Consider the following 25,904-nt stretch of genomic DNA (forward strand, 5'->3'; position numbering starts at 1 on the left):
AAACCAATGAATTGACTGACATACCGCAATCGCGAGCAGGCTCACTCCTACAGTTGATCTGGTCCGGCATAAAATTTTGATCGACGCCTGAAAAACTCCAGGCGCCGAAGGGTCTATCAGGCTTGCGTCAGGGCAGCAGCAGCGCGTTCGAAGCGGTCCAGGCCAGCATCGATATCGGCGTCTTCCACCACCAGGCTCGGGGCGAAACGGATAACGTCCGGGCCGGCTTGCAGAATCATCAGGCCTTCTTTTTCAGCGGCGTTGAAGATGTCTTTGGCCTTGCCTTTCCAGGCATCGCTCAGCACGCAACCGATCAGCAGACCGAGGCCACGCACCTGAGTGAACAGGCCGTATTTCTCGCCGATCTGCTCAAGGCGCGCCTTGAACTTGTCGTGCTTGGCGTTCACGCCGTTCAGCACTTCAGGGGTGTTGATCACGTCGATTACCGCTTCAGCGACCGCACACGCCAGCGGGTTGCCGCCGTAGGTGGTGCCGTGAGTGCCGACGACCAGATGTTTGGCCAGCGCTTCGGTGGTCAGCATCGCCGCGATCGGGAAACCACCGCCCAGGCTCTTGGCGCTGGTCAGGATGTCCGGGGTCACGCCGTAATGCTGGTAAGCGAACAGCTTGCCGCTGCGGCCCATGCCGGTCTGCACTTCGTCGAACACCAGCAGCGCGTTGTTCGCGTCGCACAGTTCGCGAGCACCTTGCAGGTAAGCCAGTTCGGCCGGCAGTACGCCGCCCTCGCCCTGGATCGGTTCCAGCACGACCGCGCAGGTCTTGTCGGAAACCGCAGCTTTCAGCGCGGCCAGGTCGTTGTAAGGCACGTGGGTGATGCCGGTGATTTTCGGGCCGAAACCGTCGGAGTACTTCGACTGGCCACCGACGTTGACGGTGAACAGGGTACGACCGTGGAAGCTGTTCAGCGCCGCAATGATTTCGTACTTCTCAGTGCCGAAACGGTCGAACGCAACGCGACGGGCCAGCTTGAACGCGGCTTCGTTGGCTTCAGCGCCCGAGTTGCAGAAGAACACGCGCTCGGCGAACGTGGCATCGATCAGCTTGTGCGCCAGGCGCAGGGCTGGTTCGTTGGTGAACACGTTGGACACGTGCCACAGCTTGTTCGCCTGTTCGGTCAGTGCACCGACCAGCGCCGGGTGCGCATGGCCCAATACGTTAACGGCAATCCCGCCGGCGAAGTCGATCAGCTCGCGGCCGGCCTGATCCCAGACGCGGGAACCGGCGCCACGCACCGGAATGAAAGCGGCAGGCGCGTAGTTGGGAACCATTACCTGGTCGAAATCGGCGCGTTGTACCGCAGCGTGCTCAACGGACATCGGAGTCTCCTGAAGAGGAACACTCGCCTGAAACTGGCGAGCTTGGTGAGGATTGTAAGGACAGTTTTCAGCCCGGCCTTGTCGCCAAGCGACAACTTCTTATAGCGCAAACCCCGGATTTTCCCGGGTTTACGGCAATGCGACATATAGCGTCGCAAAGGCGCAGTTTAACTGGCACCGTCGATTTGCGGCAGGCTGCAGAGAATACCAACTCAACCCTGCGACAAAGATATAAATATGTACCGCACAAGGGTGGCCGGTTGCTGATTTGCTGCGCGTTCTTTTCAACGCCAAGGAATGGCCCATGCACCTGACTCAGCCACACCCTCCGACAGCCTCGACCGCCACGAACAACGCGCTGCATCCAGACGATCATTACCTGCCACTGAAAAATGCCTTGCCCGATTGGCTCGGCGCCGCGACACCGACTCGCCGCCTGGCACTCACGAACAGCCTGCCGCGCCTGTCCCTCACTCTCCAGTCGGCACCTGCCGAGCAACATCAGCAGATGAATAGCCTCAACGCCACGCAATGGGCCGCGCAAAGCAAGGTCGATCAAAGCCTGGAACACTTGCAGGACGCCAGCACCTTTGCCGAGCCCTTGCTCCAGCAAGAACTGAAAAACTGGTTCGGCCTGGACCTGGATGTGCGCAACACCTTCGTGCGCCTGTACATCCCCGCAACCACTCCGTGGTTTCCGATCCGCACCGGCACGCGCGCCTGGACCGTGTCGTTACTGGAGGCCGCGCTGCACAACTTCGAGGAATCGGAAACCCATAACGACGCCTTCGAAGCTGACTCGACCTTCGTCACTCGTCCCACCGTCAGCGGCCAGTTCAGTCCCCTGCCGGCGATCAAGGCGAAAATGAGCATCGCCGCTTTCACCCGGTTGTGCCGAAGGCTGGACATCGGCGCGCGATACAAGGCCCATCTCGAAGACAACCTCGGCTATACCGATCCAATGGTGGCCACCGTACTGCGCAACAAAATCGATGACAGCCAGAAAGCCGCAATGAAAGCCGCCCTGCAGTGGGCGCGGATGAACCGCGATGTATCGGAAAGCTATTTTCGCTTGATCGATGCCGTGCTCGACGGCATGAAGGGCCTGTACATCAGCGGGGCAGCGGTGTTGTGCCATGACATGGGGATGCTGTGCGCACCGCTGACCGGTATCGTCGTGTTTGCCCCCGACCTGTACGCCTCGCGAGACCCGGCACGGGTGGTGGCTTATGTCCCCGATGATCCCGAGCACCCTTTCAAGGAATACGCCTCGACCTACGACCTGGTCGCCGAACTGACCCGCCAGTTGCGCTCGAAAGACTACCAGCAGTTTTTCAGCCGATTCGTGAACCACGAACATCGAGGTGTTTTCTTCAGTACCCTCAATAGCCGCTTGAGCCAGATCATGTGGCACCCGCCCGAGTCCGGCAGCTCGCTGCCCGCATGGCGCGACACCGCTGTCGAGCGCCCGGATCTGCAAACCACGCTGACCGCGTTCCATGACAATCTCTGGCAACACATCCATCACGCGAAACTGAACAAGATCTTCAATGACGCCCGGGTAATCGCCGTCCCCACCGCCGTGGTCGACCAGAAAGCGCGCTGGGCCTTCTGGGACTCGGTGAGCAACATCATTTCCACCATCGTGCAGACCGCCGCGCTGATCGTTGCGCCGTTCGTGCCGGTGCTGGGTGAAGCCATGATGGCGTACATGGCCTATCAAATGCTCGATGAAGCGTTCGAAGGCGTCATCGAGTGGGCGCAGGGGCGAACGACTGAAGCCTTGGAACACTTGATGGGCACCGTGGAATCGATGATCCAGTTGGGCCTGTTCGCCGTGGGCGGCAAGATTGGCGCGGCCGAGTTCCGCAAGATTTTGCCCAAGGAAGTCGTGGCGTTCATCGACCGCTTCAAACCGGTAAAACTGGCCAGTGGCAAGACCCGCTATTGGGAGCCGGATCTCGAACGCTACAAGCACCCGCAGGTTCCAACGGCAGATTCGCAACCCGATGCCCTGGGTTTGCACACGCATCAGGGCAAGCGCCTGCTGCCCTTGGAGGATGCCCACTTTGCAGTAAAAGAAAGCCAGGTGCCGGGGCAGTACCGCATCGAACACCCGAGCCGCCCTGACGCTTACCAACCGGTGGTGCGCCACAATGGCGAAGGCGCCTGGCACACTGAACTCGAGCAACCGCTGGAATGGGATGGCGAGACGGTTCTGCGCCGTATCGGTTCTTCCGTCGAGAGCCTGTCGCCGAACGAGCGCGAAACCGTCTTGCGGATCAGCGGAACCAGCGAAGACGCGTTGCGCAAAATGCATGTCAATCAGGAAAAAGTCCCGCCTTTGCTTGCCGACAGTATCCAGCGCTTCAAGATTGATCAGCAGTTGCAACGCTTCATCGATCAGCTCGAGAGCCATGTCGCCGAAGAGTTTTTGCGCGCTGATCCGGTCACACAGCTGCAGGTGCTCAGCGAATACGGGCGCTGGCCAAGCGATAAGTGCCTGCGTCTGCTCGATCGACAAGGGCAGCAGCTGTGGCAATCGTCTGCGGACGCAAGCCTGCCCGTGACCGAACTGCGCCAGGACAGCCTGGTCGGTGACGACGTGCTTAAAACCCTGCTCTATAGTCTCGACGAGACGCAGATCAAAGCCTTGTTGAACGAACCCTTTGCGGGACCGACGCAGTCCATCGAGGTACGCAGTCAGAACCTGCGCAAGCAAGTGGCCGATCTCGCCAAACGCAACAGGAGCGCGCTGTTCGAGACGCGTTATCAGGCCCTTCAGCACCTCGATGATCCGTTGGCGACACGACTCAAGGCCCACCCTCCCGAACTGCCGGCCAGCATCACCCGCGAACTGCTCGATACCGCGACCGGCAGCGAACTGTTGCAGATCAGCGAAGGACAATTGCCCGCACGCCAGCAGGCACTCATGCAGATGGCCAGTCAGGAGGTGCGCGTTACCCGCGCCTATGAAGGCCTGGAGCTGGACTCGGTGAGCAATTCCGACTCCGACTCTCTGGCGCTGCACAGCCTCAAATTGTTGCCGGGCTGGAGCGGCGATGTACGCATCGAGATCCGGGACAGGCGCTACGAGGGCCCGCTACTGGACACCATCGGCCGTGAAGATGCAGCCGCACACAAGGTTCTGGTTCGCCGCGACGATGGCCAATATCAACCTTACGACGATCGTGGGCAGCAGCTGCATTCGTTCAGCGATTTTTATTCCAGCCTGTTGTACGCATTACCCGACAGCGAGCGCCAGAACCTCGACATCCGGATTGGCCAGGGCCAGGCGCTGAAGGCGACCATTCGCGAACGTACGCTTGGGCGCACCGAGTTGCGTCAGGTGATCAGCGATACGCCGACCCAACCGTCGGCTGTCGACACGCTGCGGCTGCTGGGGACCGATGGTTATCCCCCTGCTCCACCACGTCCGCCGCGCCCCAGTACCCAACCGCGCACACTCGAAGAAGACATCCGGGTGCTCTATCCGCGAATGTCGAACCGTGAGGTGGGTTATCTCGCCGAAAGCATGCTGCGCAGTCCCGCTGGCCCGCGCGCAGAGATACTTCGCTTGCAAAATGACTACCTGCAATTGCAGAACGAACTGCATGTCTGGGCCAACAATCCGCCCGCCATTCACCCCGAAACCGGTACGGCGCTAACGCCGCTGGAGAGGCGCGCCGAAATCCAGAACCGCAGGTTGCTCAGGGACGAATTACTCAAAAGCTGGCGACGGGAGAACGTCACGCACTACGATCAACAAGGCTTCGCCGCCGAATACGTCGTGCACCTGACGCCCGCCATCATCGGCGACTTGCCCGTCCTGTCGAGTGACTTCACTCATATCACTTCACTCGTCATTGATGGCAGCCCCATGACCACCTCGGTCGACCGCTTTTTGCAGTCTTTCAGTCAGTTGCAGAAGCTTGATGCGAGCAACCTCAACCTGCCAAGCCTGCCACAAGCGCTGACCTCGATGCGCTCGCTGCGCGAATTGAGATTACGCGATTGCCGAGTCAGCCTGACAACGGTCACCGAGTCGGTGCTCGCCTCAATGCCGCAACTCACCCTGCTCGATCTGCAAGGCAACGCGCTGGGCTTGCCGCCGGACCTGCACTCAATGCCTGCATTGCGTTACGTCAACCTGTCGAATACCGGTATTTACACGGTGCCCGACGACTTGCTGGATCATCCACGCCTGATCTCGGCGCAATTCGATCGCAACCGCATCACCCGGATACCGGAAAGGTTTTTCAACCTCTCCAGCTCCCTCAGCAGCGGTTACACCTTTGCTGACAACCCATTGAGTGCGGCCTCTCGCGAACGGGTGAAAGTGTTCTTCGAGCACACCGGAAAGTACTTCGGTGTCCGGCCTCCGCAGGAAGATCTGCAGCGCACGATCGCCTTGTTCCCAGCCCTTGACGCTGACAAAGCTACACAGGTGTTGTACCGACTGCCCGGACCGTTGGCCGAATTCGGTGCACAGTTGTCGCGCTGGGAAGATGAACTCGGCGCCCTGAACCTCGAACTCAATCAATGGACCAACCAGGCCGCCGTCATTGACCCTGAGACGGGCGAACGTCTGCCCCTTGAAGCACAAACCCGCGAACTGGATGCCAGGCGATCCTTTGCGCAACAGATCGAGCAGCTCTGGCGCAGCCCGCCCGGCTACTACCGCCTCGAAGCACTCAGGGCAACAGCCACGTTCACGGGGGATATGCCGACGCTCAGCGCCGGTTTCGAGCACGTTACCCGGCTGGACCTCACCGGCAACGCCAATATCACCAACGCCCTGCGCTTCGTCGAGTGCTTCCCCAACCTGGCCAAGCTGAAAATGAACGGCTTCGAACTGGAGCCGCTTGCGCTTGGCGAAGTAAAACTGCCTCGACTGACCGACCTGAAGCTGAAAAATTGTGGCGTGGTCATGACCCCGGAAAATCAGGCTGTGCTGCTGTCACTCGACAGCCTCGACTCGCTGAACTTGAGCAACAATCCGTTGGGGACGTTCCCCGACCTGAACCTGTTGCCCCAACTGTACAATCTCGACCTGTCCAACTGCGGGCTGACCGTCGTGCCGGAAGGATTGACCAGCCATCCGGGGTTTCGAACCGTGGTGCTTGCGGGGAACCGCATCACGCAACTGCCGGACGCGCTGTTCGACCTTCCCGCCGATCGCAGTTACGGCATTGACCTTGCCGACAACCCGCTATCGGCAGCCTCCCGCGACCAGATCAAGAACTACTTCCGCAGCCATCGAAACGACTTTGACGTACTGGCTGACGAGCAAGACGTTGCCCTCGCCCGGCAGTTGTTTCCCGTTCTGGACGCCCAAGAGGCCAGCGAGATGATCTACGACTTGCCTGGCGACCTGGCCGGCGGCCGAAAACAACTCGTGCGCTGGAGAGCGGAGCTGCAACAAATGCGCGAGGATCTGGCGCTCTGGGCCCTGGAAACGCCATCAGCGCACCCGGTTACAGGCCAGGTGCTTAGCGAAGGTGAGCGTCTGGTGCAACAAGCCGCGCGTTCCGCCTTCAAGGAGTTCATGGAGGGTTTCTGGCGCGAAAGGTCAATTGCCACCGGTACACGCACCGCATCTTTTACGACAGACTTGGAGTTCTTCGGCGAACTACCCCGCCTCACTGTGAGTTTCGATCATGTGACAAGCCTCAAGCTTGCAGGCAATGCAACGACCACAGGCATCGAGTCGTTTGCTGCCTTGTTCCCGAATCTTCAGGCGCTGGAACTGAAAGCCTTCGCGCTCGATGACATCCCCTCATTCGTCGGGCGCCTCAAGGATCTCAAAGCGCTCAAACTGACTGACTGCGCGCTGACACTCACGCCTGAAGGGCAGCAACTGCTCGGTGCCATGTCCAAACTGCAGTTGCTCGATCTGAGCCACAACCCGCTGACAATCGCACCTGATTTGAACGCCTTGCCAGACCTGACGAGCGTTTCACTTGCCCATACCGATATCAGCAACGTGCCCAAGGGTATCGCCGAACATCCGGCACTTGAAATTCTCCATCTCAATAACAACAACATCACCGAGCTGCCGGACGCGATTTTCAGCTTGAGTTCCGATCAGGCCGACGGCGTATATCTGAACGATAATCCGCTGTCCTTGAATGCTCGCGAGCGCATCAAGCGCTACTACGCCACACATGGGCGCAACTTCCGGGTCAAACCGGCATCGGCTGACATTGCCATGGCGCAAAGACTGTTCCCGCGACTGGGTGACAACGCGGCCATCAACATGATTTATCGCCTTCCCGGGACATTGCTGGCCGGCACGACTCAACTGCTCAGTTGGGAGGCAGAAATCGCCCGAATGATGGGAGATCTCAACGCGTGGCGTGAGCGTCTGCCGATCAACAATCCGTTGACTGAACTGCCATGGACTGCGCAGGAAAGAGCCACAGAACTCGCCGCCAGACAAGAGTTCAGCGACGAGCTTGAGCAACTCTGGCGCGGCCGGCGTAACGACAATTCAGCACTACGGCTCAACACCTTCGATGCCAAGCCGGCGTTTACCGGTGAGTTACCGGAGCTGAGCACCGATTTCACTCACATCAGGCATCTCAAACTTCAGGGCAATCCAGGGCTGAAGGTTTCCGGGGGGTTTCTCAAAAGCTTCAGCGGATTGCAGGGGCTGGAACTGCTGGACTTCGCCCTCGGCCGCATACCTCAAGCACTGCAAGGTCTGCCATCGCTTGAAACGTTGATGCTGAGCAAGTGCCAGATCACTCTGGATCCTGACGGACAAGCGATCCTGTCCACGCTGACCCGATTGAAATCGCTGGACTTGTACAGCAACACATTGCAGGCCACGCCCGATGTATCGACACTGCAAAACCTGACGTTCATCGATCTGATCAACACCGGGATCGATAGTGTGCCTGTCGGGCTGGAACAACTGCCGCATCTGGAAGCGGCGTTGCTGAACGACAACAACATCATCGAACTACCGGCGGAACTGACGCGTTATTCCGGTCGCGGCATGGAACTGGGTATCAACCCGTTGTCAGAGGCTTCCAGAGAACGAGTCAAAGCCGCTTTCCAGGCCAAGGCCGACAACTTTGGTATCCCCGCTCGACAGGACGACATCGAACTGGCTCAAAGTCTTTACCCATCGCTGTCCGGCTTCGACGCCAACGATCTTATCTACAGCCTTCCGGGTACGCTGGCCGATGGACGTCTTGAGCTGATGCGCCGCAAAACCGAGCTGGCCGGCCTGCTCGACCGCCTGGACACCTGGGCAAATGAGCCTCCCAGCGATCCTGTAACGCAGATGCCACTTGGGAACGACGCTGCAGCCACGGAAAAACTTAATCGCCAAACCTTCAGGCTCAACCTGGAAAAGCAACTGCGCCTAACGCCCACGTTCCTGACAGATCCAGCGGTTTACTGCGAGTTGTCGTTTACCGGTGAGCTGCCGCCGCTGACTGCGCGCTTTGAACACATTGAAAAGTTGAATCTGACCACCAAAGCGTCCGCCCCGCGTCGGGTTGATCGTCTGCTGGAGCTTTTCCCGAAGCTCAAAGACGTCTACATCCGCAAATTTCCGCTGGGCGAGATTCCCGCCCCGATCTTCGCTATGGACAGGCTGCGCAGCCTGCATCTGCCCGACTGTGGAATCACCCTGACTGAACCGGCTGCAGAGGCCTTCGCAGGCTGGAAAAACCTGAGTTCCGTGGACCTGAGCAACAATCCGCTCAACATTGTTCCAGACCTGAGGCGTCTCCCGCAGTTGGACAATCTGCGTCTCGGCAATTGCGCCTTGAGCAAGGTGCCTGACGGTCTGTTCGAGCTGCCTGGATTGACGAGCGCGGACTTGTCCGGGAACGCGATTACCGAGTTGCCAGGCGAGTTTCCTTTACAGCCCGGCGACGCGGTGACCGAATACAACTTCGACGACAACCCCCTTCACCCGGAAAGTCAGCAACGCCTGGACAGATACACCACGGCGTTTAACGAGAAAATGAACGAAAGATGGATGACGGGGGTCCGGCGCGAACTTGACGACTTCGTGGATTCGGATTTTTCCGATGGCGAGGAGCGACCATTACCATCGACAAGGCATAGCTGACCCGCCGTCAGCCACGCTCTGGCGGCACTGACGACAACTCGAACGGGCTGCTGCTGCGCCGCTGGTTGCGATCTTCCCGCGGCGTGGCACCGAAGAAATTGCGATAGGCGCTGGAGAAATGCGGCCCCGAGGAGAAGCCACAGGACAGGCCGATCTGGATGATGGACTTGCTGGTCTGCATCAACATCTGCCGGGCTTTGTTCAGGCGCAGCTCCAGGTAGTACTGGCTCGGCACACGGTTGAGGTATTGCTTGAAGATCCGCTCCAACTGGCGACGGGACACGCACACATGCTGGGCGATTTCGTCGGTGGTCAGCGGTTCTTCGATGTTGGCTTCCATCAGCAACACCGCTTGGGTGAGCTTCGGATGGCTGGAGCCGAGACGGTTTTGCAACGGGATGCGCTGACGCTCGCCGCCCTCGCGAATGCGTTCAACGACCAGTTCTTCCGAAACCGCTCCGGCCAACTCTGCACCGTGATCGCGAGCCAATACCGCCAGCAGCAGATCAAGCACGGACATGCCGCCGCATGCGGTCAGGCGATCGCGATCCCAGTCGAACAGATGACTGGTGGCAATGACTTTAGGGAAACGCTCGGCGAAATCGTCTTGCCAGCGCCAGTGCACGGCAGCACGATAACCGTCGAGCAACCCCAGTTGCGCCAACGGATAGACACCGGCCGACAGACCGCCGATGACCGTACCCGCACGTACCAATTGCTTGAGCGCACTGCTGAGTGCCGGCGCCAATGTGGTCGGCGGCTCGTCAGCGAGCAGGAACAGTTTCTGGAAGTTTTCGAGTTTGCCGGTCCAGGCTTCACCGGGCAATTGCCAGGCGCCTTCGGCCGGTGGCTCGGCTTGTAGGAACGACAGCTCGTAAACCACCTCCGGGTGCACACGCTGAGCAACACGCAAGGCTTCCTCCGCCAGCGCCAGCGTCAACGCTTTAGTGCTGGGCCAAATCAGGAAACCAATTCGATGGGCAGTCATGGGCGGGCGATCCGAAACGAAGAACAGTGATGAAGGCATGGGCCAATGCTAGCCCGTAAATGAACACAAATCATGAGGCTGACAGAGATCCATTGTGGGAGCGAGCTTGCTCGCGAAGGCGGTGTATCAGTCAACATCGTTGCTATCTGAACTACCGCTTTCGCGAGCAAGCTCGCTCCCACAGGGGATTTTGGTCAGTCTCTAGGTCGCGAAGCATGACCTAATCTGGTGCATAACGGCAGCGATTACTTGAGGCTGCCCGAGAGGAATTGCTGCAAACGTTCCGATTGCGGATTCACCAGCACTTCGCGCGGGTTGCCGCTCTCTTCAACCACACCTTTGTGCAGGAACACCAACTGGTTCGACACTTCACGGGCAAAGCCCATTTCGTGCGTGACCACGACCATGGTGCGACCTTCCTGAGCCAGTGCTTGCATGACTTTCAGCACGTCGCCCACCAGCTCCGGGTCGAGGGCTGAAGTCGGTTCGTCGAACAGCATCACCTCAGGCTCCATCGCCAGCGCACGGGCGATCGCCACACGCTGCTGCTCGCCACCGGACATGTGCCCCGGGAACGCGTCTTTACGATGGGCCACGCCAACCTTGTTCAGGTAGTGCTCGGCTTTCTCGCGGGCTTCGGCCTTGGAGACACCGAGTACATGCACCGGCGCTTCCATGATGTTTTCCAGCGCAGTCATGTGCGACCACAGGTTGAAATGCTGAAACACCATCGACAGGCGCGAGCGCATGCGTTGCAGCTGTTTCGGATCAGCGGCTTTCAGCGCGCCGTCCTTGTTCGCCACCAGTTTCAGCTCTTCGTTGTTGAGCAGAATCCTGCCCGCGTGCGGCTGCTCGAGCAGGTTGATGCAGCGCAGGAAAGTACTTTTGCCGGAGCCACTGGAGCCGATGATGCTGATCACATCGCCGGCTGCCGCTTTCAGGGACACGCCCTTGAGCACTTCGTGACTGCCATAGCGTTTATGCAGGTCTTGGACTTCAAGTTTGTACATGCGGTCGGTTCTCACAAAAACAGTCAGTCAGTCGTTGAGCAAGCGCCCGTGACGCAGCGCTTCGCGCCCCGCCACCTTGGCCAGCCAGAAACCGGGTTGGGCATAACGCAGCCGTTCAATGGCAAACAGCACCCCGGAGGTACCAGCACACACCGTGCTGACCCGATCGGACAGAGGATCAATCACTTCAAAAATCTCGTCGCCCGCCTCGACCCACTCGCCGGGCTTGCGCAGAAAACTTACGACGCCCGGATGCGGCGCGAACAGCAACTCGGTGCCTTCGAACGGCATGCCTTCACACGCTTCGTGTGCCGGGTTCGGCCACTCGCCGGTGATCAAACCCTGCTCAGCGAGGAAGGCGAGAATGCCTTCAGCATAGGCGCAGGCTTCGGCGCGACCGGTATCGGCCTGACCGCCCAGTTCAATGGTCGTCGCCAGGCACGCCAGCGGAATCTGCGCATCGGGGAACTGCCGCGACAGACGCAGCCACGGCAGCGAACAAGCCTCATCGAACGAGCTGCCGCCGGAATCTTCCGCGAGCAATCCGACCTTCACATTCAGGTGCGCGGCCAGTGAGCGCCACTGCGGCCAGTGCTGCGGCAACGCGTACATGTGCAGCGCGGCTTCGGCATCGCAGTGCAAGTCCAGCACCACATCAGCGGTGCAAGCATGGCTGAGCAACACGCGCTGCATGCCTTGCAACTGGCTGCTCGCTTTCGGCAATGCGGCCAAGTGGTCGGCCATGGCCTGACGGATCAGACGCACATTGGCGTGCGGATCATCACCGAGGCTGTCAGCCAAAGCGGCCGCAACCGGCGCGCTCAGCTCGACGAAATCACGATTGAAGTTCTTGCCACTGCCGGCCTCGAAGCGGCCCTGGTGATTGCCTTGCAGCAATTGCCCGAGACCCAAGGGGTTGGCGACCGGCACCAGTTCGATGACACCGTTGAGCAGGCCTTTGGCTTCGAGTTCGCCGAGGCGCTTTTTCAGCTCCCAAGCGGTGCGCATGCCTGGCAATTCATCAGCGTGCAGGCTGGCCTGAATGTAGGCCTTGCGCTCGCCGCGTCCGAAACGGAACACGGAAATCTTGCGCTCGCTGCCCAAGTGGCTCCACGGCAATACGTGGTCGATGCGTTCCATATCAGTGCTTCCGCGGGGCCAGGTAGCTCAACCAGCGACGCTCGGCCAGTTTGAACAGCTTGACCAGAATGAACGTCAGGCACAGGTAGAACACGCCAGCGGTGATGTACGCCTCGAACGGCAGATAGAACTGCGCGTTGACCGTGCGTGCCGCGCCAGTGATGTCGATCAGGGTGACGATGGAGGCCAGACTGGTGGTCTGCAGCATCATGATCACTTCGTTGCTGTACTGCGGCAGTGCCCGGCGCAGGGCCGATGGCAGCAGGATGCGCTTGTACAGTTTGAAGCGCGACATGCCCATGGCCTTGGCCGCTTCGATCTCACCGTTCGGCGTGGCCTTGAGGCTGCCGGCAATAATCTCAGCGGTGTAGGCGCTGGTGTTGACCGCAAAGGCCAAGCACGCGCAGAACGTTGCGCTGGACAGCCATGGCCACACGAAGCTTTCGCGTACTGCTTCGAACTGCGCCAGACCGTAGTAGATCAGGAACAGTTGCACCAGCATCGGCGTGCCACGAATCACGTAGGTGTAAAGCCACGCGGCGCCGTTGACGACCGGGTTCTTCGAGACGCGCATCAGCCCCAGCGGCAGAGCCGCGAGCAGACCGAAAAACAGCGACAGTGCGAGCAGTTTGAGGGTGGTCAGCAGGCCGCCGAGGTACAGCGGCATGGCCTCCCAAATGACGTTGTAGTCGAAGATCATAGATCAGCCGCCCTTACGCCTACCGAGTAGCGCTTCTCAAGGTGACGCAATGCCAGCAACGAAACACTGGTGATCACCAGGTACATCGCCGCCACTGCGAGGAAGAAGGTGAAAGGCTCGCGGGTGGCATCTGCCGCCTGCTTGGCCTTGAACATCATGTCTTGCAGACCGACCACGGAAATCAGCGCGGTGGCCTTGGTGAGTACCAGCCAGTTGTTGGTGAAGCCCGGAATCGCCAGGCGAATCATCTGCGGCACCATCACCCGGAAGAACACCTGAAAACTGCTCATGCCGTACGCCATGCCCGCTTCGGCCTGACCTTTAGGGATCGCCATGAAGGCGCCACGGAAGGTTTCCGACAGGTACGCACCGAAGATGAAACCGAGGGTGCCGATACCGGCGGCCAGCGGGTTCAGGTCGATGTAATCGTCATAGCCGAGCATCGGTGCGACGCGGTTGAGCAAGTCCTGACCGCCGTAAAAGATCAGCAGGATCAGCACCAGATCAGGAATCCCGCGGATCACCGTGGAATACAGATCGCCCAGCCACGCCAGCCAGCGCACCGGCGACAGGCGTAACGCGACACCGATCAGCCCGAGAACGATGGCCAGAGCCATGGACGACAAGGCGAGCTGAAGCGTCAGCCATGCGCCATCGAGGATGACAGCCCCGTAGCCTTTCAACATGATTCAGGTCCTCGAAAGTTGGGATGAAAAAATGGCGCAAACCGCAGAGATCCTGTTGCTTGCGCCATTTCGGACTTGTCGCAGAGACGTGTTACTTGCCGTAGATATCGAAGGCGAAGTACTTGTCCTGGATTGCTTTGTATTTGCCGTTTTCGCGGATGGCCGCGATGGCCGCGTTGATCTTGTCTTTCAGGGCATCGCCCTTACGGACTGCGATGCCTACGCCGTCGCCGAAGTATTTGACGTCGGTGAACGCCGGGCCGGCGAACGCAAAGCCTTTGCCGGCGTCGGTGTTGAGGAAGCCGTCTTGCAGCAGGGTGGCGTCAGCCACGGTGCCGTCGAGGCGACCGGCGGCCACGTCGAGGTAGATTTCGTTCTGCGAACCGTACGGCTTGATCTCGGCACCCAGCGGGGCCAGGACTTCGCGGGCGAAACGTTCGTGGATCGAACCACGCTGTACGCCGATGTTCTTGCCCTTCAGCTCAGCCAGACCTTCGCTGACCTGAGTACCGGCCTTCATGACCAGACGAGCCGGGGTGTTGTAGTACTTGTTGGTGAAGTCGACCGACTTCTTGCGATCTTCGGTGATCGACATGGACGACAGGATCGCGTCGATCTTGCGCACTTTCAGTGCCGGGATCAGACCGTCGAACTCTTGCTCGACCCACACACACTTGACCTGCATCTGCTCGCACAGAGCGTTGCCGATGTCGTAGTCGAAACCGACGATGCTGCCGTCCGGTGCTTTCGAAGCGAACGGAGGGTAAGCCGCTTCGATACCGATCTTCAGAGGTTTTTCGTCAGCGAAGGCGTTCATCGACAGCACGGACAGTGCCAGGGCGCCAAGCAGCACAAGTTTCTTCATCTTGGGACTCCATCGGTAAAGGGCAAAAACGGCAGAGTGAGCGACAGCCCAATATGCGAATGGGTGAATCGGGAAATCGGTTGCTGCATCGGTGGGAAATTTCCCATTGAAACCGTCGGAGATTTCAACGTCAGCCACGATGAGCGAGTGATCGGCATTCTAACGACAGGCCCGAAGCCGATATTTCTTCAATGCGACAACTAATTACAGATGCACAGAGAAAGCGACTTGAGCACATTGACAGCCTTGCAATTTCATGCAAGAGCGAAAGACAGTGAACCGATCTATGCTGCAAATTGCGGGCCTATTATTCGCAAACCCTTCTAATCCGGCAAGCGCAGCGTTGTGTCTTATTTTTCACCGGGGGTTTCGAGGCTCTAAAACGGGGCGATGCGTTTCCCTTTGCCCCGTCGCGGGGCGGGCGGTTACACATTCGGTTACGAGGAAGGTGTTGGGTAACAGTGGGAAATGTCTTACGGGGGAGATCGATAATTATTGGTTGGATGGACCTGGGTTCCGACGAGGGACTACACCGGCGTCTGACAAATTGCTTTCGCGAGCAAGCTCGCTCCCACAGGGGTCTGCATTTTGTCTGAAGGTACTCGGTCAAACTGTGGGAGCGAGCTTGCTCGCGAAGAGGCCCGCCCAGCCACCACAAAACCCCCAGACACAAAAAAGCCCCGCCCGGCAAAACCGGACAGGGCTTCTATGCTTCTAACGCTTAAGCCACATTCATGGTCTTGTGCGTATCAATCAAATGCTGCACCACACCCGGATCCGCCAAGGTCGAGATATCCCCCAACCCGTCATATTCCGCCGTCGCAATCTTGCGCAGAATGCGGCGCATGATCTTGCCCGAACGCGTCTTCGGCAACCCCGGTGCCCACTGGATCACGTCCGGCGAAGCAATCGGCCCGATCTCCTTGCGCACCCAGTTCTTCAACTCCAGACGCAATTGCTCGGTCGGCTCTTCGCCATTCTTCAACGTGACATAGACATAAATGCCTTGCCCCTTGATGTCATGCGGCACACCCACAACAGCCGCCTCGGCAACTTTCGGATGCGCAACCATCGCGCTCTCGATCTCCGCCGTGCCCATACGGTGGCCAGACACGTTGAGCACGTCATCCACGCGCCCGGTGATCCAGTAGTAACCATCGGCATCACGGCGCGCGCCGTCACCGGTGAAGTACATGCCACGGAAGGTCTTGAAGTAGGTATCGACGAAACGATCGTGATCGCCATACAGCGTGCGCGCCTGACCTGGCCACGAATCGAGAATCACCAGATTGCCTTCGGCCTCGCCCTCGATGATGTTACCGAGGTTGTCGACCAGCGCCGGCACCACACCAAAGAATGGACGTGCCGCCGAACCCGGCTTCAGCGCGTGGGCACCCGGCAACGGGCTCATCATGTTGCCGCCGGTCTCGGTCTGCCACCAGGTATCAACGATCGGGCAACGCGACTTGCCGACATTCTTGTAGTACCAGTCCCACGCTTCCGGGTTGATCGGCTCACCCACCGAACCGAGTAGACGCAGGCTGCTGCCATCCGCACCTTCAACGGCGGCCTGACCCGAAGCCATCATCGCGCGAATCGCGGTCGGTGCGGTGTAGAGGATATTGACCTTGTGCTTGTCGACGATCTTCGCCACCCGGGTGATGTCCGGGTAGTTCGGCACGCCTTCGAACAGCAGCGTGGTCGCGCCATTGGCCAGCGGGCCGTAGACGATGTAGCTGTGGCCGGTGACCCAGCCGACGTCGGCGGTGCACCAGTAGACTTCGCCCGGACGGTAGTCGAACACGCGCTCGTGGGTCATCGCTGCGTACAGCAAGTAACCGCCAGTGGTGTGCTGCACGCCCTTCGGTTTGCCGGTCGAACCGGAGGTATAAAGGATGAACAGCGCTTCTTCGGCACCCATCTCTTTCGGCGCGCAAACGGTGCCCGCCACTTTCATCAGGTCTTCGTACCAGATGTCGCGATGCTGGTTCCACTTGATGTCGCCACCGGTGCGCTTGCACACGATGACCTTCTGGATGCTGCTGGTTTCCGGGTTGGTCAGCGCGTCGTCGACGTTGGCCTTGAGGGAAATCTTCTTGCCGGCACGGATGCCTTCATCAGCGGTGATCACCACTTTCGATTTGCAGTCAATGATGCGACCGGCCAGGGCTTCCGGTGAGAATCCACCGAACACCACCGAGTGAATCGCGCCGATCCGGGTGCAGGCCAGCATGGCGACCACGGCTTCGGGAATCATCGGCATATAAATGGTCACCACGTCGCCACGGTGCACGTCCTGACCACGCAGGGCGTTGGCCAGTTTGCACACTTGCTCGTGCAGTTCGCGGTAGGTGATGTTGCGGCTCTCGGAAGGATCGTCGCCTTCCCAGATGATCGCGACTTGATCGCCGCGCTCGGCCAGATGACGGTCGAGGCAGTTGTAGGAAACGTTCAGGGTGCCGTCGGCAAACCACTTGATGTCGACATGGTGATCGTCGAACGACGTCTGTTTCACCGTGGTGAAAGGCTTGATCCAGTCGAGACGCTTGGCTTGCTCACGCCAGAAGCCGTCAGGGTTGACGACCGACTGCTGGTACATGGCTTTGTAGGTCGCCTCGTCAGTCAGCGTGTTAGCCAGAACCTCAGGACGAACGGGATACAGAGAAGCCGCACTCATCTTTCCTACCTCGGTGTAATAGTTGTTTTTGTATGACCCTGTTGTAACGGGGCGGGGGCCATAGAACCATTCGACGATGGTAGTAACAAGCCCCTACAAAACATCCAGATACCCCAAACGCAGGCCCCACGCCATTTATTCAGACACCCCACAACCCTGTGGGAGCTTGCCTGCAAGCGATTCAGACAACTCGGTCCCACAGACAAAACACCCGGTTATCAATCCCCATCTCAAGGGATTGTTACCAAATCTGCCAAAGGTGTTTATCAAAACCCGCTCTGTTTACCCCCGCCCCATCTCCCTAAAATCCACCTCGCCAACAAGGCAAACGCGATTAACAACGATACAGCCCCCACGAAGGCCGTTAATCCAGCTCTCAAGTAATAACTGCAAACGATGAAGTTCCACACGCAACCCTAAAAAGGTTGCGTGACCCCACTCGACCTCAAAAAGGTAAATCTGAAATGAAAGCTTTATTGGTTCTGGCCCTCAGCAGTCTGTGCGCAACCGCCATGGCAGATGAGGTCCCGACTGATGTCGCGCAGCAACAACCGGTTGTTGAGGAATACACTTACTCGACTCACCTGGACATCGCCAAAGTTGTTTCCATGAGCGAAGTTCCGAATGTCTGCGAAGTGGTTCCAGCCAAAATGGAATACGACGACTCCAAAGGTCAGCGTCACATCCTGCGCTACAGCATCATGGGCAACGGCTGCACCAATTGATGATTCGAGACTGCACCGAATTGGATCTCTCAGCGCTTCATTGAGGGTCGATTCCAGCCCGACTTCGGTCGGGCTCAGTTGTGTTTGAAGCCGGCAAAAATGCTTGCAAAACACTAGATGTAGTGAAAAACCGATTTTTTTGTTCGTTTTTTGAGCAAATTCACAATGGCGAGATTTTTACGAAAAAAAATCTTCCCCCGGCAAAGCCCTGTAAACCCTCACTCTCATCGAATATCCGCCCTCCTCGACCGCTCCATGCGCGGATTCGCCTCAGCACAGCCGTGTTTTTTTCCCTATAATGCCGCCCCATACGGGTCAGCAATATTCCCTTACAGGGAGCAAAAGCCATTCTGAAGCCCCGCAGCAGCGTTCAACGCTGATTGCGCCCATCAGAGGCTCTCGGAACCCGTCAAAATTTCTGTTTATTTGCCTGCGTGCATCGCTGCAAAAAACGACATCCAACGCGGTCTGTACGACCGTGTGAAAAACCAACCAATCAGGTTTCACACGGGCACAGGCCCTCACGCAGGAGACGACACGTCATGCTGAGCTGGGACGAATTCGACAAAGAAGACAGTGAAGTAGCAGCAGTGAAAGGCGCCAACGCCGGCCACGCTAGCGAAGCCAACATGGACCGCCTCGACAACGCCGGCGGCGCCGCCGCGCTGGAAGCCCGCGCCGTGACCGCCGACGACTCGGCCGCTGTCGCCCGCGCCAAGGCTGCACTGAACTCCCTCGACGTTGCCGAAGGCCTCGCCGAACTCGAAGGCGCCTCCGCCCGTGTCGCCGTTGACGAAAAGCGCATGATCAACTGCCGCGCCGACCTCAACCAACTCGTGCCATTCAAGTACGACTGGGCCTGGCAGAAATATCTGGACGGTTGCGCAAACCACTGGATGCCGCAAGAAGTCAACATGACCGCCGACATCGCCCTCTGGAAAAACCCGGAAGGCCTGACCGACGACGAGCGCCGCATCGTCATGCGCAACCTAGGCTTCTTCTCCACCGCCGACTCCCTGGTTGCCAACAACCTGGTCCTGGCCGTGTACCGCCTGATCACCAACCCGGAATGCCGCCAGTACATCCTGCGCCAGGCGTTCGAAGAAGCGATCCACACCCACGCCTACCAGTACTGCATCGAATCGCTGGCCATGGATGAAGGCGAAATCTTCAACATGTACCACGAGATCCCATCGGTCGCGAAAAAAGCCACCTGGGGCCTGAAATACACCCGTTCGATCTCCGATCCGAAGTTCGAAACCGGCACCGTCGAAACCGACAAAGAGTTGCTGCGCAACCTGATCGCCTACTACTGCGTTCTGGAAGGCATCTTCTTCTACTGCGGCTTCACCCAGATCCTCTCCATGGGCCGCCGCAACAAAATGACCGGCGTCGCCGAGCAGTTCCAATACATCCTGCGCGACGAATCCATGCACCTGAACTTCGGCATCGACGTGATCAACCAGATCAAAATCGAAAACCCGCACCTGTGGGATGCCGAAATGAAGGAAGAAGCGACCCAGATGATTCTGCAGGGTACGCAGCTGGAGATCGAATACGCGCGTGACACCATGCCTCGCGGGGTGTTGGGTATGAACGCGGCGATGATGGAGGACTACCTGAAGTTCATCGCTAACCGTCGTTTGTCGCAGATCGGTTTGAAAGAAGAGTATCCAGGGACGACTAACCCGTTCCCTTGGATGAGCGAGATTATGGACTTGAAGAAAGAGAAGAATTTCTTTGAGACTCGCGTGATCGAATACCAAACTGGTGGTGCGTTGAGCTGGGACTAAATTTTTTCGATATGTTCGAACAGTAGTCATTAGAAAGCCCCGCAATCGCGGGGCTTTTTTCGAATGAAAGGGAGAAATGCAATATGGAAAGCAACACATCCGGATACTTCGAATTAGCACTCTCTTTCGTAGACAAGAACATCTGGCCTCTGATCATATTAGTCATTGTCATAATCACAAGAAAAAGCGTGGCAAGCGCTCTTGAACGGCTGATTAAATTAAATTTCTCATTTGCCGGTGCCACAGGAGCAATGGAAGCTGCATCACCTGTAATTATAATTGAGGAACCTCGCCAACCTCATACTGATACTAAAGAAACGATAGAGCGCCCTCAAGAACAACCTTCACAAGATAAACCTAAAGAAGAAGCAGATTTTTGGGTGACTAGGCTATTCGACGCGTTTGAGGCCAACGACCAAAAACTAGCCAAGCAAATATTCGAAGACAATCAGCACAACGAAGCTGATGAAGAAAAACAACATGACAACGAAGCTCTTTACCTATACGTATGTTTCATCAAAGGGAAAGATCAACAAGCGTTAGAAAAACTTGAAAAGATCTACAATCTCAGCACTTCAGATACTGCAATAAAGAACATTTCATTATGGCTCTCATTGATATACAACGAAACGAACGACCCAAAAAGAGACAAAGAACTCCTTGAGAATGCCATCAGCCGTATTCAAAGTGAAGCCGCAACAACAGAGCTCACTCTAAAACTTGCGCTTGCGCATAAAAATCTTGGCAACATCAATACAGGCCTAAAAATCCTTGAAGACAGACTGTTAGTAGTCCACTCAGACGAACAAAAGTCATCCATATATGTATCGATCGCCAGCTTACTAAAAGAGCAGGGCAACTTTAGCGCCCAAGCAATTGCATTAGAAAAGTCAGTCGAATATGCTCCCGGTAATAGAGAGTGTTTGTTCGATGCTGCGTACGTACAAAGCAATAACGACCTCAACGGTCTCGCTATAAAAAACTATTCAACGTTACTGAATTTAGATCCTCAGCATTCGGTAGCACTCAATAATATTGGAGTCAGCGCCGGAGCTCTCAATATACGAGGAAAACAAATAGAGTTTTTCAAGCGCTCACGAGACTGTGGCTCTACCCTAGCCATGTCCAATCTCGCAAATATTTATCTTGAGAATGGTCTGTACGATGAGGCACAGCAAATTCTTGATGAGGCGAGAAAATCAGACGATCCACATGAAAACATCGGAACATCCCTTTTTACTCTCAAAACCAAAACAACCCATGACAACGAAACATGGGCAACTACCATCAAAGAAGCAGAGGAACTCCAGAGAAATATAAGACTTTATGGTGAAGCCTGCTTTGAACCTCACACCAGTGCCATCTGGAGCGGGGACTGGAGAACTGAAAAAGGCGAACAAGTATTCTTTACTATTGAGAATGAAAAAATCTCAGCAGAATGGACAACTACCGAACTTCGCTTTAGCCAAACCCAGAATTTCCTATGCAAACTTTCTGGAACGTTACAGAATCGCAGCGCAAAATTTACTTACACAAAAAACATGCTCCCTGCAAAACCAACTTCTTTACTTGGATTATCAGGCAATGAAAGCACATCTTTCCTCGCCTACATAACTACAGAAAACGCCTCCCTCGTTTTCTTCTCAGCAACAGAGACTAGCAAAATAAAAATTGTATTAAATAAAAATTAAAATCCGGATTCGGATTCGGATTCGGATTCGGATTCGGATTCGGATTCGGATTCGGATTCGGATTCGGATTCGGATTCGGATTCGGAAATATATCCCCTCCCCAAAAAAACACACACGCGCCCACAACCTCAAAGCCAAAAAAAATAGCTCTTTACCATAAAGAGCTATTTTAAAACCAACATCCTCCCCCCTACGTCTTAGAAATAAATTTCCTACACCGCCTGTAGCTATTGCCGCATTGTCACTCTTGAGAAATCATCTAAACTTTAAATAGGTGCCTAAGAAACACCCAACGTAGAAAGCTTGGTCAGTTACACAGACGCACATGCCGTCGGTGGAGCTGCCTAGCTCGTTGGGATTTCTTAAGTCCACTCTACGTTGGGGTCAGGCCCTCCAAAATCTAAACGTAGAGGTAATGGATATGCCCGATCCTTTTTCTGTAACAGTCTTCTCACGTCACAACCTCGCTCTACATGCCCTTCTGCTCGAAAACCAAACCTGGTTCTGCGCTCGTGATGTGGGTCGTTTGATGGGTATCCATCTGTGCGAACGCATGGTCAATAAGCTAGACAAGGATCAACGTCGCGTTTTGTGGATTGAGTATTTTCGGCAACCCGAAAAGCAACTGATGCTCAGCGAGTCTGGTGTGTATGCTCTGCTGGTGTATCACTACGTTCCGGGAAACCGGTTGTTGCGGGAGTGGTTGACTCTACAAGTGGTGCCGGCCCTACGCGATGCAGAACACTTAGGACATTCAGAACGGCCGATGTTGAGCTTGTTGGGTTGGCCGGAGATGTCGTTGAGCCTGCTGCATTGGCAGGACGAAGGCTGGATTCGGCTGCGGGATATGCCTTATCTGTTGAGCGATCAGACACCACGAAAAGCGATGGCGACGAAGCCTTGGTGGCGGAGGGTCGCTCAGGCGTTTCAGGCGTCGAAGCATTCGATGGGTTAAGCGATGCTCTCGTAGGATCGGACGCGAGATCCGTCGCTATTTTTTGTAGGAATTTTCGTAGACAGCAGTAATGGCCACTCAGTATCGTCCGAGGGTTTTCAACCCTCGGCGATTTTATGGATACGGAAAAGGAAAATAGTGGCTGGACGGATGAGGAGCTTGAAGCTTCGGTTGATGGCTATCTCGATATTCAAGCTCGCTACCCAAATGATCAAAAATTTAACAAGTCCTTGGAGCACAAGCGTCTGCAGAACGGCGTACTCGCCGGACGAAACACCAAGTCGATTGACTATCGACTGCAGAACATTACCGCTCTGTTCGAAGATCTTGGGCTGAAAACGATCTCTAGCTACAAACCAAAGGTGAATCTCGGTTCAGGGATTACTGCGCGCCTGATCAAAATCGTAGAATCGAAAGGCCTCATTACGCTGGATTCCGGTACACCTTCCACGCAAGAAGAATCATCACTTCGAAATGTACAACGAGCGAAACAACGTGATTTCGTAAGTGAGCCAGAGGGTGTGCAGATACCTCAGCAAATCGTCAGGACAACCAAAACCTACGCCCGCATATCCAAAGTCAAAGATTGGATTCTGTTCAACGCCAAGGGTATCTGTGAGGGATGTGGACAACCAGGTCCGTTTGAAATGAATGGAGAACCTTACCTTGAGGTTCACCACGTTAAGCATTTGGCGGATAACGGGACGGACTTTAAAACCAACACCGTAGCGCTGTGCCCGAACTGTCATCGACGCTGCCACCATTCAAGTGACCGGGAGCAGTTTACAAACTCTCTTTATAAAAAAATACAAAGATTAAAGCGCGAATAAGCACCGCAACCAGCATCATAAAAAAATAAAGCAACCCACTCTCGCTTGCATAGCAAGCGGGACATAGAAAACGAACATCAATTAGGCTATGGCGAAATCTCAAACCTGTCATTCCAACATGATTACACCCTTGTATATAGCGGGTCATTCTTCTGAAAAATACTATCTTCATTTTTTTCAGTAGAGGTAACATATGAAAATATCTTGCAATGGCCAAAGTTCTCGTCAAGGCGCTTCTTATAACGCTGGAACTTGTTAGTTTCGGAGATCTCTGCAAAACTTTGAGTACACAAGTTCCCCAATACAAAATCCTCGCTCAAAGGCAATCCCTTTGCGTTATTTGCCCATGCGCTAAGTAGAAGGTCTCCCATAAAATTTATGCCGAATGATTCATGCATAAGATCGCATGGATTGTGACCGGCATCATACTCAAATAAATGTTTCAAAGCACATTGAAGCCGAACCTTAGTTTTTGTCTTATTCTCAACCGCTTTAAAGCACTTAATAGCGCCGACAAGTTCCGTTTTAGTTAAGGCATTTTCGCGCAAGTATTCCTCACCTCTCCCCACGGGAAACGTGCGCATTAACAAAATCTCGCTAATTCCAGCTTCACAAAGATCAGAATATATCTGCTCCACCTTATTATTCGATATGTTGCCGAAGTGTATTGGCAACTGTGCTTTTGTACGAACACCAAGTGACGAAAATTTTCTGGCAATTTTAAGATTGCTTAAATTATATCCCACTGGCCTAGAATCCTGCGGACTATCTGCTGGTTCATCGTAAGTAAATTCATATTCGCCAATAAAGCTCGAAATCTCTTGCACACCGTATTTTTTTACGAAAGCACCTGTGGATGTTATTGATATTGATTCTTTCCCAAAAATTTTTGAGGCTGCCTTTATTACTAAGTAATTTTCATGACAAGCAAGTGGATCGCCACCGGCGAAGTCAATTTTTACATCGTACCCCTTCAAATTGTTCAGTATTCTTATTTTTTGCTCATACGAAGGCTCTTTACCAGCCAGCTGTCGACTGATAAGCGCCAAATCATATTTGGTAGGATTGACATCCTTATATTTAACTTTAAATCCGGACTCCAAGCCTCTTTCAACAACAGCAATATTCTTTAGAGAATTCTCCCTCACGATTATATTATTGTTTCTCGATGAAACATGAACTGCATCAGTGCAGCAAAACTTGCAATCCCACGGACAAACGAGACTGATATTCCATATTATATCTAGGCGTCGATTAGGCATCATGACATCCGACATTCAAAACCAAATCATTATAATTATCACGCAATTGATTCATGATGTCTTTGTTATTTCTCTTAGTGCTCACATCACTTTCTAGCTCGTTCAACGTCCTCCACTCGTAGTTCCTATCCCCAACAGTGAAACTCCCGTCCGGCAATAATTGTTTAAAAATCTTCACATGGAAAATTTCAAAATGGTACTCCTTCACCACATTTTGCGGTGGATCAAATTTTTCGGATTTAAAGTTAAACTCTTGCAGCAAGTCAATTTTGATATTTGCTGCATCAACTCCTAGCTTATCACCTAAGGATTTAGTAGTACCTGATTTCTGACTACTTACATATTCAGTTAACGCCGCCTGCTTTACATAGGGTAAAAAATAGCACGACCAGGAAGCTTTTTTTTCCACAAGAAGTTTCACCTCACCATCAACCTCTCTCTTTATAACGAAAACCGAAGTCCTATCAGGCCTATTTAAAATAGATTTATCTATCTTCTTTAAAAGAAGCTCAAATGGGCTTTCAGATCGAAGTGCCCGCACAATTGCCACTGCCGTCCAAACAGAAAATACAATGGTCGCGGCCCATAACACCGTTCTCATCCCATCGGGCATACTTAAGTTAAAATCTAAAAACGGTATGCTTACGCTAGGCTGAAAATTAGTGGTTGCTAGCGCTATAAAAAGTGAAATCAATACCGTCAACGGCAAATGCCACGATCTTTTTGCATCTTGAACCTCATCATACTCCTTAATATAGAGTTTTAAATCCGATCTATTAATCGTTATTTTTTGGCATTGTATTGTCTTCTTGTAATCAAAACATTTGCAAATTCTATCTTTTAGTGTACTTGGAGAGTCCATAAATTCTGTTCCCTGGAAAGATTTAATCTTCGCGATTAAAATTCGGAAAATTTCTATTTTTACATTTATTATTGCCAGCTCATTAACAGTGACCCAGCCCATAGAAAATAATGCCCTAAGCCCCCTTAGGCCTCAATAGCTTTCTAGTTTCTTCATTCCTTGCTCATTTCTAACAATAATTCCGGCTCAACGCTCAATTTTTTAAACCTCAAATGTGCCGGTTACCGGTGATATTTCCAAGAAATTTATGCTGCCATTTATCGCTGGTAACCCGCGCCGCCTCCCGCTATT

The 25,904-nt window shown here is 55.0% G+C and carries 16 protein-coding genes; 6 read left to right on the forward strand and 10 right to left on the reverse strand.

The genetic code is table 11. The annotated features are described in order from the left end of the window. Positions 1 to 116: 116 nt before the first annotated feature. Positions 117 to 1,337: an aspartate aminotransferase family protein gene (locus BMY54_RS05910; RefSeq protein ID WP_008077923.1), complete on the reverse strand. Its 1,221-nt coding sequence runs from the start codon at positions 1,335 to 1,337 to the stop codon at positions 117 to 119. 304 nt (positions 1,338 to 1,641) lie between these two features. On the opposite strand from BMY54_RS05910, the gene BMY54_RS05915 reads away from it, so the two are divergent. After that, positions 1,642 to 9,429, forward strand: coding sequence for a dermonecrotic toxin domain-containing protein (locus tag BMY54_RS05915; protein WP_093430401.1), 7,788 nt, complete (start codon positions 1,642 to 1,644; stop codon positions 9,427 to 9,429). Between the two features lie 7 nt (positions 9,430 to 9,436). Here BMY54_RS05915 and argR read toward each other — a convergent pair whose 3' ends face one another. The 7 genes from argR to acs all read right to left on the reverse strand — a co-directional run bounded on the left by argR (position 9,437) and on the right by acs (position 17,495). Then, positions 9,437 to 10,417, reverse strand: a complete 981-nt coding sequence (gene argR, locus BMY54_RS05920; RefSeq protein WP_093430402.1) for a transcriptional regulator ArgR — start codon at positions 10,415 to 10,417, stop codon at positions 9,437 to 9,439. 245 nt (positions 10,418 to 10,662) lie between these two features. After that, positions 10,663 to 11,427, reverse strand: coding sequence for an ABC transporter ATP-binding protein (locus tag BMY54_RS05925; RefSeq protein WP_042607206.1), 765 nt, complete (start codon positions 11,425 to 11,427; stop codon positions 10,663 to 10,665). A gap of 27 nt (positions 11,428 to 11,454) precedes the next feature. Next, a complete protein-coding gene (locus tag BMY54_RS05930; protein WP_093430403.1) occupies positions 11,455 to 12,567 on the reverse strand; it encodes a M14 family metallopeptidase in 1,113 nt (370 codons plus the stop codon). A 1-nt stretch (position 12,568) separates the two neighbouring features. Further along, a complete protein-coding gene (locus BMY54_RS05935) occupies positions 12,569 to 13,267 on the reverse strand; it encodes an ABC transporter permease (RefSeq protein WP_093430404.1) in 699 nt (232 codons plus the stop codon). Beyond that, positions 13,264 to 13,953 carry an ABC transporter permease gene (locus tag BMY54_RS05940; RefSeq protein WP_016773583.1) on the reverse strand — a complete coding sequence of 230 codons (690 nt, stop codon included), beginning with the start codon at positions 13,951 to 13,953 and terminating at the stop codon, positions 13,264 to 13,266. Before BMY54_RS05940 ends, BMY54_RS05935 begins: the two co-directional genes overlap by 4 nt. 91 nt (positions 13,954 to 14,044) lie before the next feature. After that, complete coding sequence (locus BMY54_RS05945; protein ID WP_038366516.1) at positions 14,045 to 14,818, reverse strand: ABC transporter substrate-binding protein; 774 nt, start codon at positions 14,816 to 14,818, stop codon at positions 14,045 to 14,047. A 721-nt stretch (positions 14,819 to 15,539) separates the two neighbouring features. Continuing rightward, a complete protein-coding gene (acs, locus tag BMY54_RS05950) occupies positions 15,540 to 17,495 on the reverse strand; it encodes an acetate--CoA ligase (RefSeq protein ID WP_007912698.1) in 1,956 nt (651 codons plus the stop codon). Positions 17,496 to 17,959: 464 nt separating this feature from the next. Here acs and BMY54_RS05955 point away from each other — a divergent pair, with 464 nt between their 5' ends. From BMY54_RS05955 to BMY54_RS05975, 5 genes are all read left to right on the forward strand, one after another. Next, positions 17,960 to 18,220 (forward strand): DUF2790 domain-containing protein, encoded by a 261-nt coding sequence (locus BMY54_RS05955; RefSeq protein ID WP_093430405.1) that lies wholly within the window; start codon positions 17,960 to 17,962, stop codon positions 18,218 to 18,220. A gap of 542 nt (positions 18,221 to 18,762) precedes the next feature. After that, positions 18,763 to 20,013, forward strand: coding sequence for a ribonucleotide-diphosphate reductase subunit beta (locus BMY54_RS05960; RefSeq protein WP_093430406.1), 1,251 nt, complete (start codon positions 18,763 to 18,765; stop codon positions 20,011 to 20,013). A gap of 83 nt (positions 20,014 to 20,096) precedes the next feature. After that, the gene (locus BMY54_RS05965; RefSeq protein ID WP_093430407.1) at positions 20,097 to 21,704 is read left to right on the forward strand and encodes a tetratricopeptide repeat protein; all 1,608 of its coding nucleotides are present in this window, start codon (positions 20,097 to 20,099) and stop codon (positions 21,702 to 21,704) included. 421 nt (positions 21,705 to 22,125) lie between these two features. Further along, entirely contained in the window at positions 22,126 to 22,659 is a 534-nt protein-coding gene (locus tag BMY54_RS05970; RefSeq protein ID WP_093430699.1) for a BRO-N domain-containing protein, read from the forward strand. Between the two features lie 116 nt (positions 22,660 to 22,775). Continuing rightward, positions 22,776 to 23,489: an HNH endonuclease gene (locus BMY54_RS05975; protein WP_093430408.1), complete on the forward strand. Its 714-nt coding sequence runs from the start codon at positions 22,776 to 22,778 to the stop codon at positions 23,487 to 23,489. A 122-nt stretch (positions 23,490 to 23,611) separates the two neighbouring features. Here BMY54_RS05975 and BMY54_RS29840 read toward each other — a convergent pair whose 3' ends face one another. Next, complete coding sequence (locus BMY54_RS29840) at positions 23,612 to 24,751, reverse strand: SPASM domain-containing protein (RefSeq protein WP_139213382.1); 1,140 nt, start codon at positions 24,749 to 24,751, stop codon at positions 23,612 to 23,614. After that, on the reverse strand, positions 24,744 to 25,715 hold the full coding sequence (locus BMY54_RS05990) for a hypothetical protein (RefSeq protein ID WP_093430411.1): 972 nt from the start codon (positions 25,713 to 25,715) through the stop codon (positions 24,744 to 24,746). The genes BMY54_RS29840 and BMY54_RS05990 overlap by 8 nt, the downstream gene beginning before the upstream one ends. Positions 25,716 to 25,904 lie beyond the last annotated feature (189 nt).

The organism is Pseudomonas sp. ok266 (assembly GCF_900110195.1).
Classification (GTDB): domain Bacteria; phylum Pseudomonadota; class Gammaproteobacteria; order Pseudomonadales; family Pseudomonadaceae; genus Aquipseudomonas; species Aquipseudomonas neuropathica.

What these genes read in the sequence shown, in the direction of transcription:
- BMY54_RS05960 (WP_093430406.1), top strand. Translation starts at nt 18,763, where the DNA reads ATGCTGAGCTGGGACGAATTCGACAAAGAAGACAGTGAAGTAGCAGCA.
- BMY54_RS05965 (WP_093430407.1), top strand. Translation starts at nt 20,097, where the DNA reads ATGGAAAGCAACACATCCGGATACTTCGAATTAGCACTCTCTTTCGTA.
- BMY54_RS29840 (WP_139213382.1), bottom strand. Translation starts at nt 24,751, where the DNA reads ATGCCTAATCGACGCCTAGATATAATATGGAATATCAGTCTCGTTTGT.
- BMY54_RS05935 (WP_093430404.1), bottom strand. Translation starts at nt 13,267, where the DNA reads ATGATCTTCGACTACAACGTCATTTGGGAGGCCATGCCGCTGTACCTC.
- BMY54_RS05930 (WP_093430403.1), bottom strand. Translation starts at nt 12,567, where the DNA reads ATGGAACGCATCGACCACGTATTGCCGTGGAGCCACTTGGGCAGCGAG.
- BMY54_RS05990 (WP_093430411.1), bottom strand. Translation starts at nt 25,715, where the DNA reads ATGGGCTGGGTCACTGTTAATGAGCTGGCAATAATAAATGTAAAAATA.
- BMY54_RS05970 (WP_093430699.1), top strand. Translation starts at nt 22,126, where the DNA reads ATGCCCGATCCTTTTTCTGTAACAGTCTTCTCACGTCACAACCTCGCT.
- BMY54_RS05955 (WP_093430405.1), top strand. Translation starts at nt 17,960, where the DNA reads ATGAAAGCTTTATTGGTTCTGGCCCTCAGCAGTCTGTGCGCAACCGCC.
- argR (WP_093430402.1), bottom strand. Translation starts at nt 10,417, where the DNA reads ATGACTGCCCATCGAATTGGTTTCCTGATTTGGCCCAGCACTAAAGCG.
- BMY54_RS05945 (WP_038366516.1), bottom strand. Translation starts at nt 14,818, where the DNA reads ATGAAGAAACTTGTGCTGCTTGGCGCCCTGGCACTGTCCGTGCTGTCG.
- acs (WP_007912698.1), bottom strand. Translation starts at nt 17,495, where the DNA reads ATGAGTGCGGCTTCTCTGTATCCCGTTCGTCCTGAGGTTCTGGCTAAC.
- BMY54_RS05925 (WP_042607206.1), bottom strand. Translation starts at nt 11,427, where the DNA reads ATGTACAAACTTGAAGTCCAAGACCTGCATAAACGCTATGGCAGTCAC.
- BMY54_RS05940 (WP_016773583.1), bottom strand. Translation starts at nt 13,953, where the DNA reads ATGTTGAAAGGCTACGGGGCTGTCATCCTCGATGGCGCATGGCTGACG.
- BMY54_RS05910 (WP_008077923.1), bottom strand. Translation starts at nt 1,337, where the DNA reads ATGTCCGTTGAGCACGCTGCGGTACAACGCGCCGATTTCGACCAGGTA.
- BMY54_RS05975 (WP_093430408.1), top strand. Translation starts at nt 22,776, where the DNA reads ATGGATACGGAAAAGGAAAATAGTGGCTGGACGGATGAGGAGCTTGAA.
- BMY54_RS05915 (WP_093430401.1), top strand. Translation starts at nt 1,642, where the DNA reads ATGCACCTGACTCAGCCACACCCTCCGACAGCCTCGACCGCCACGAAC.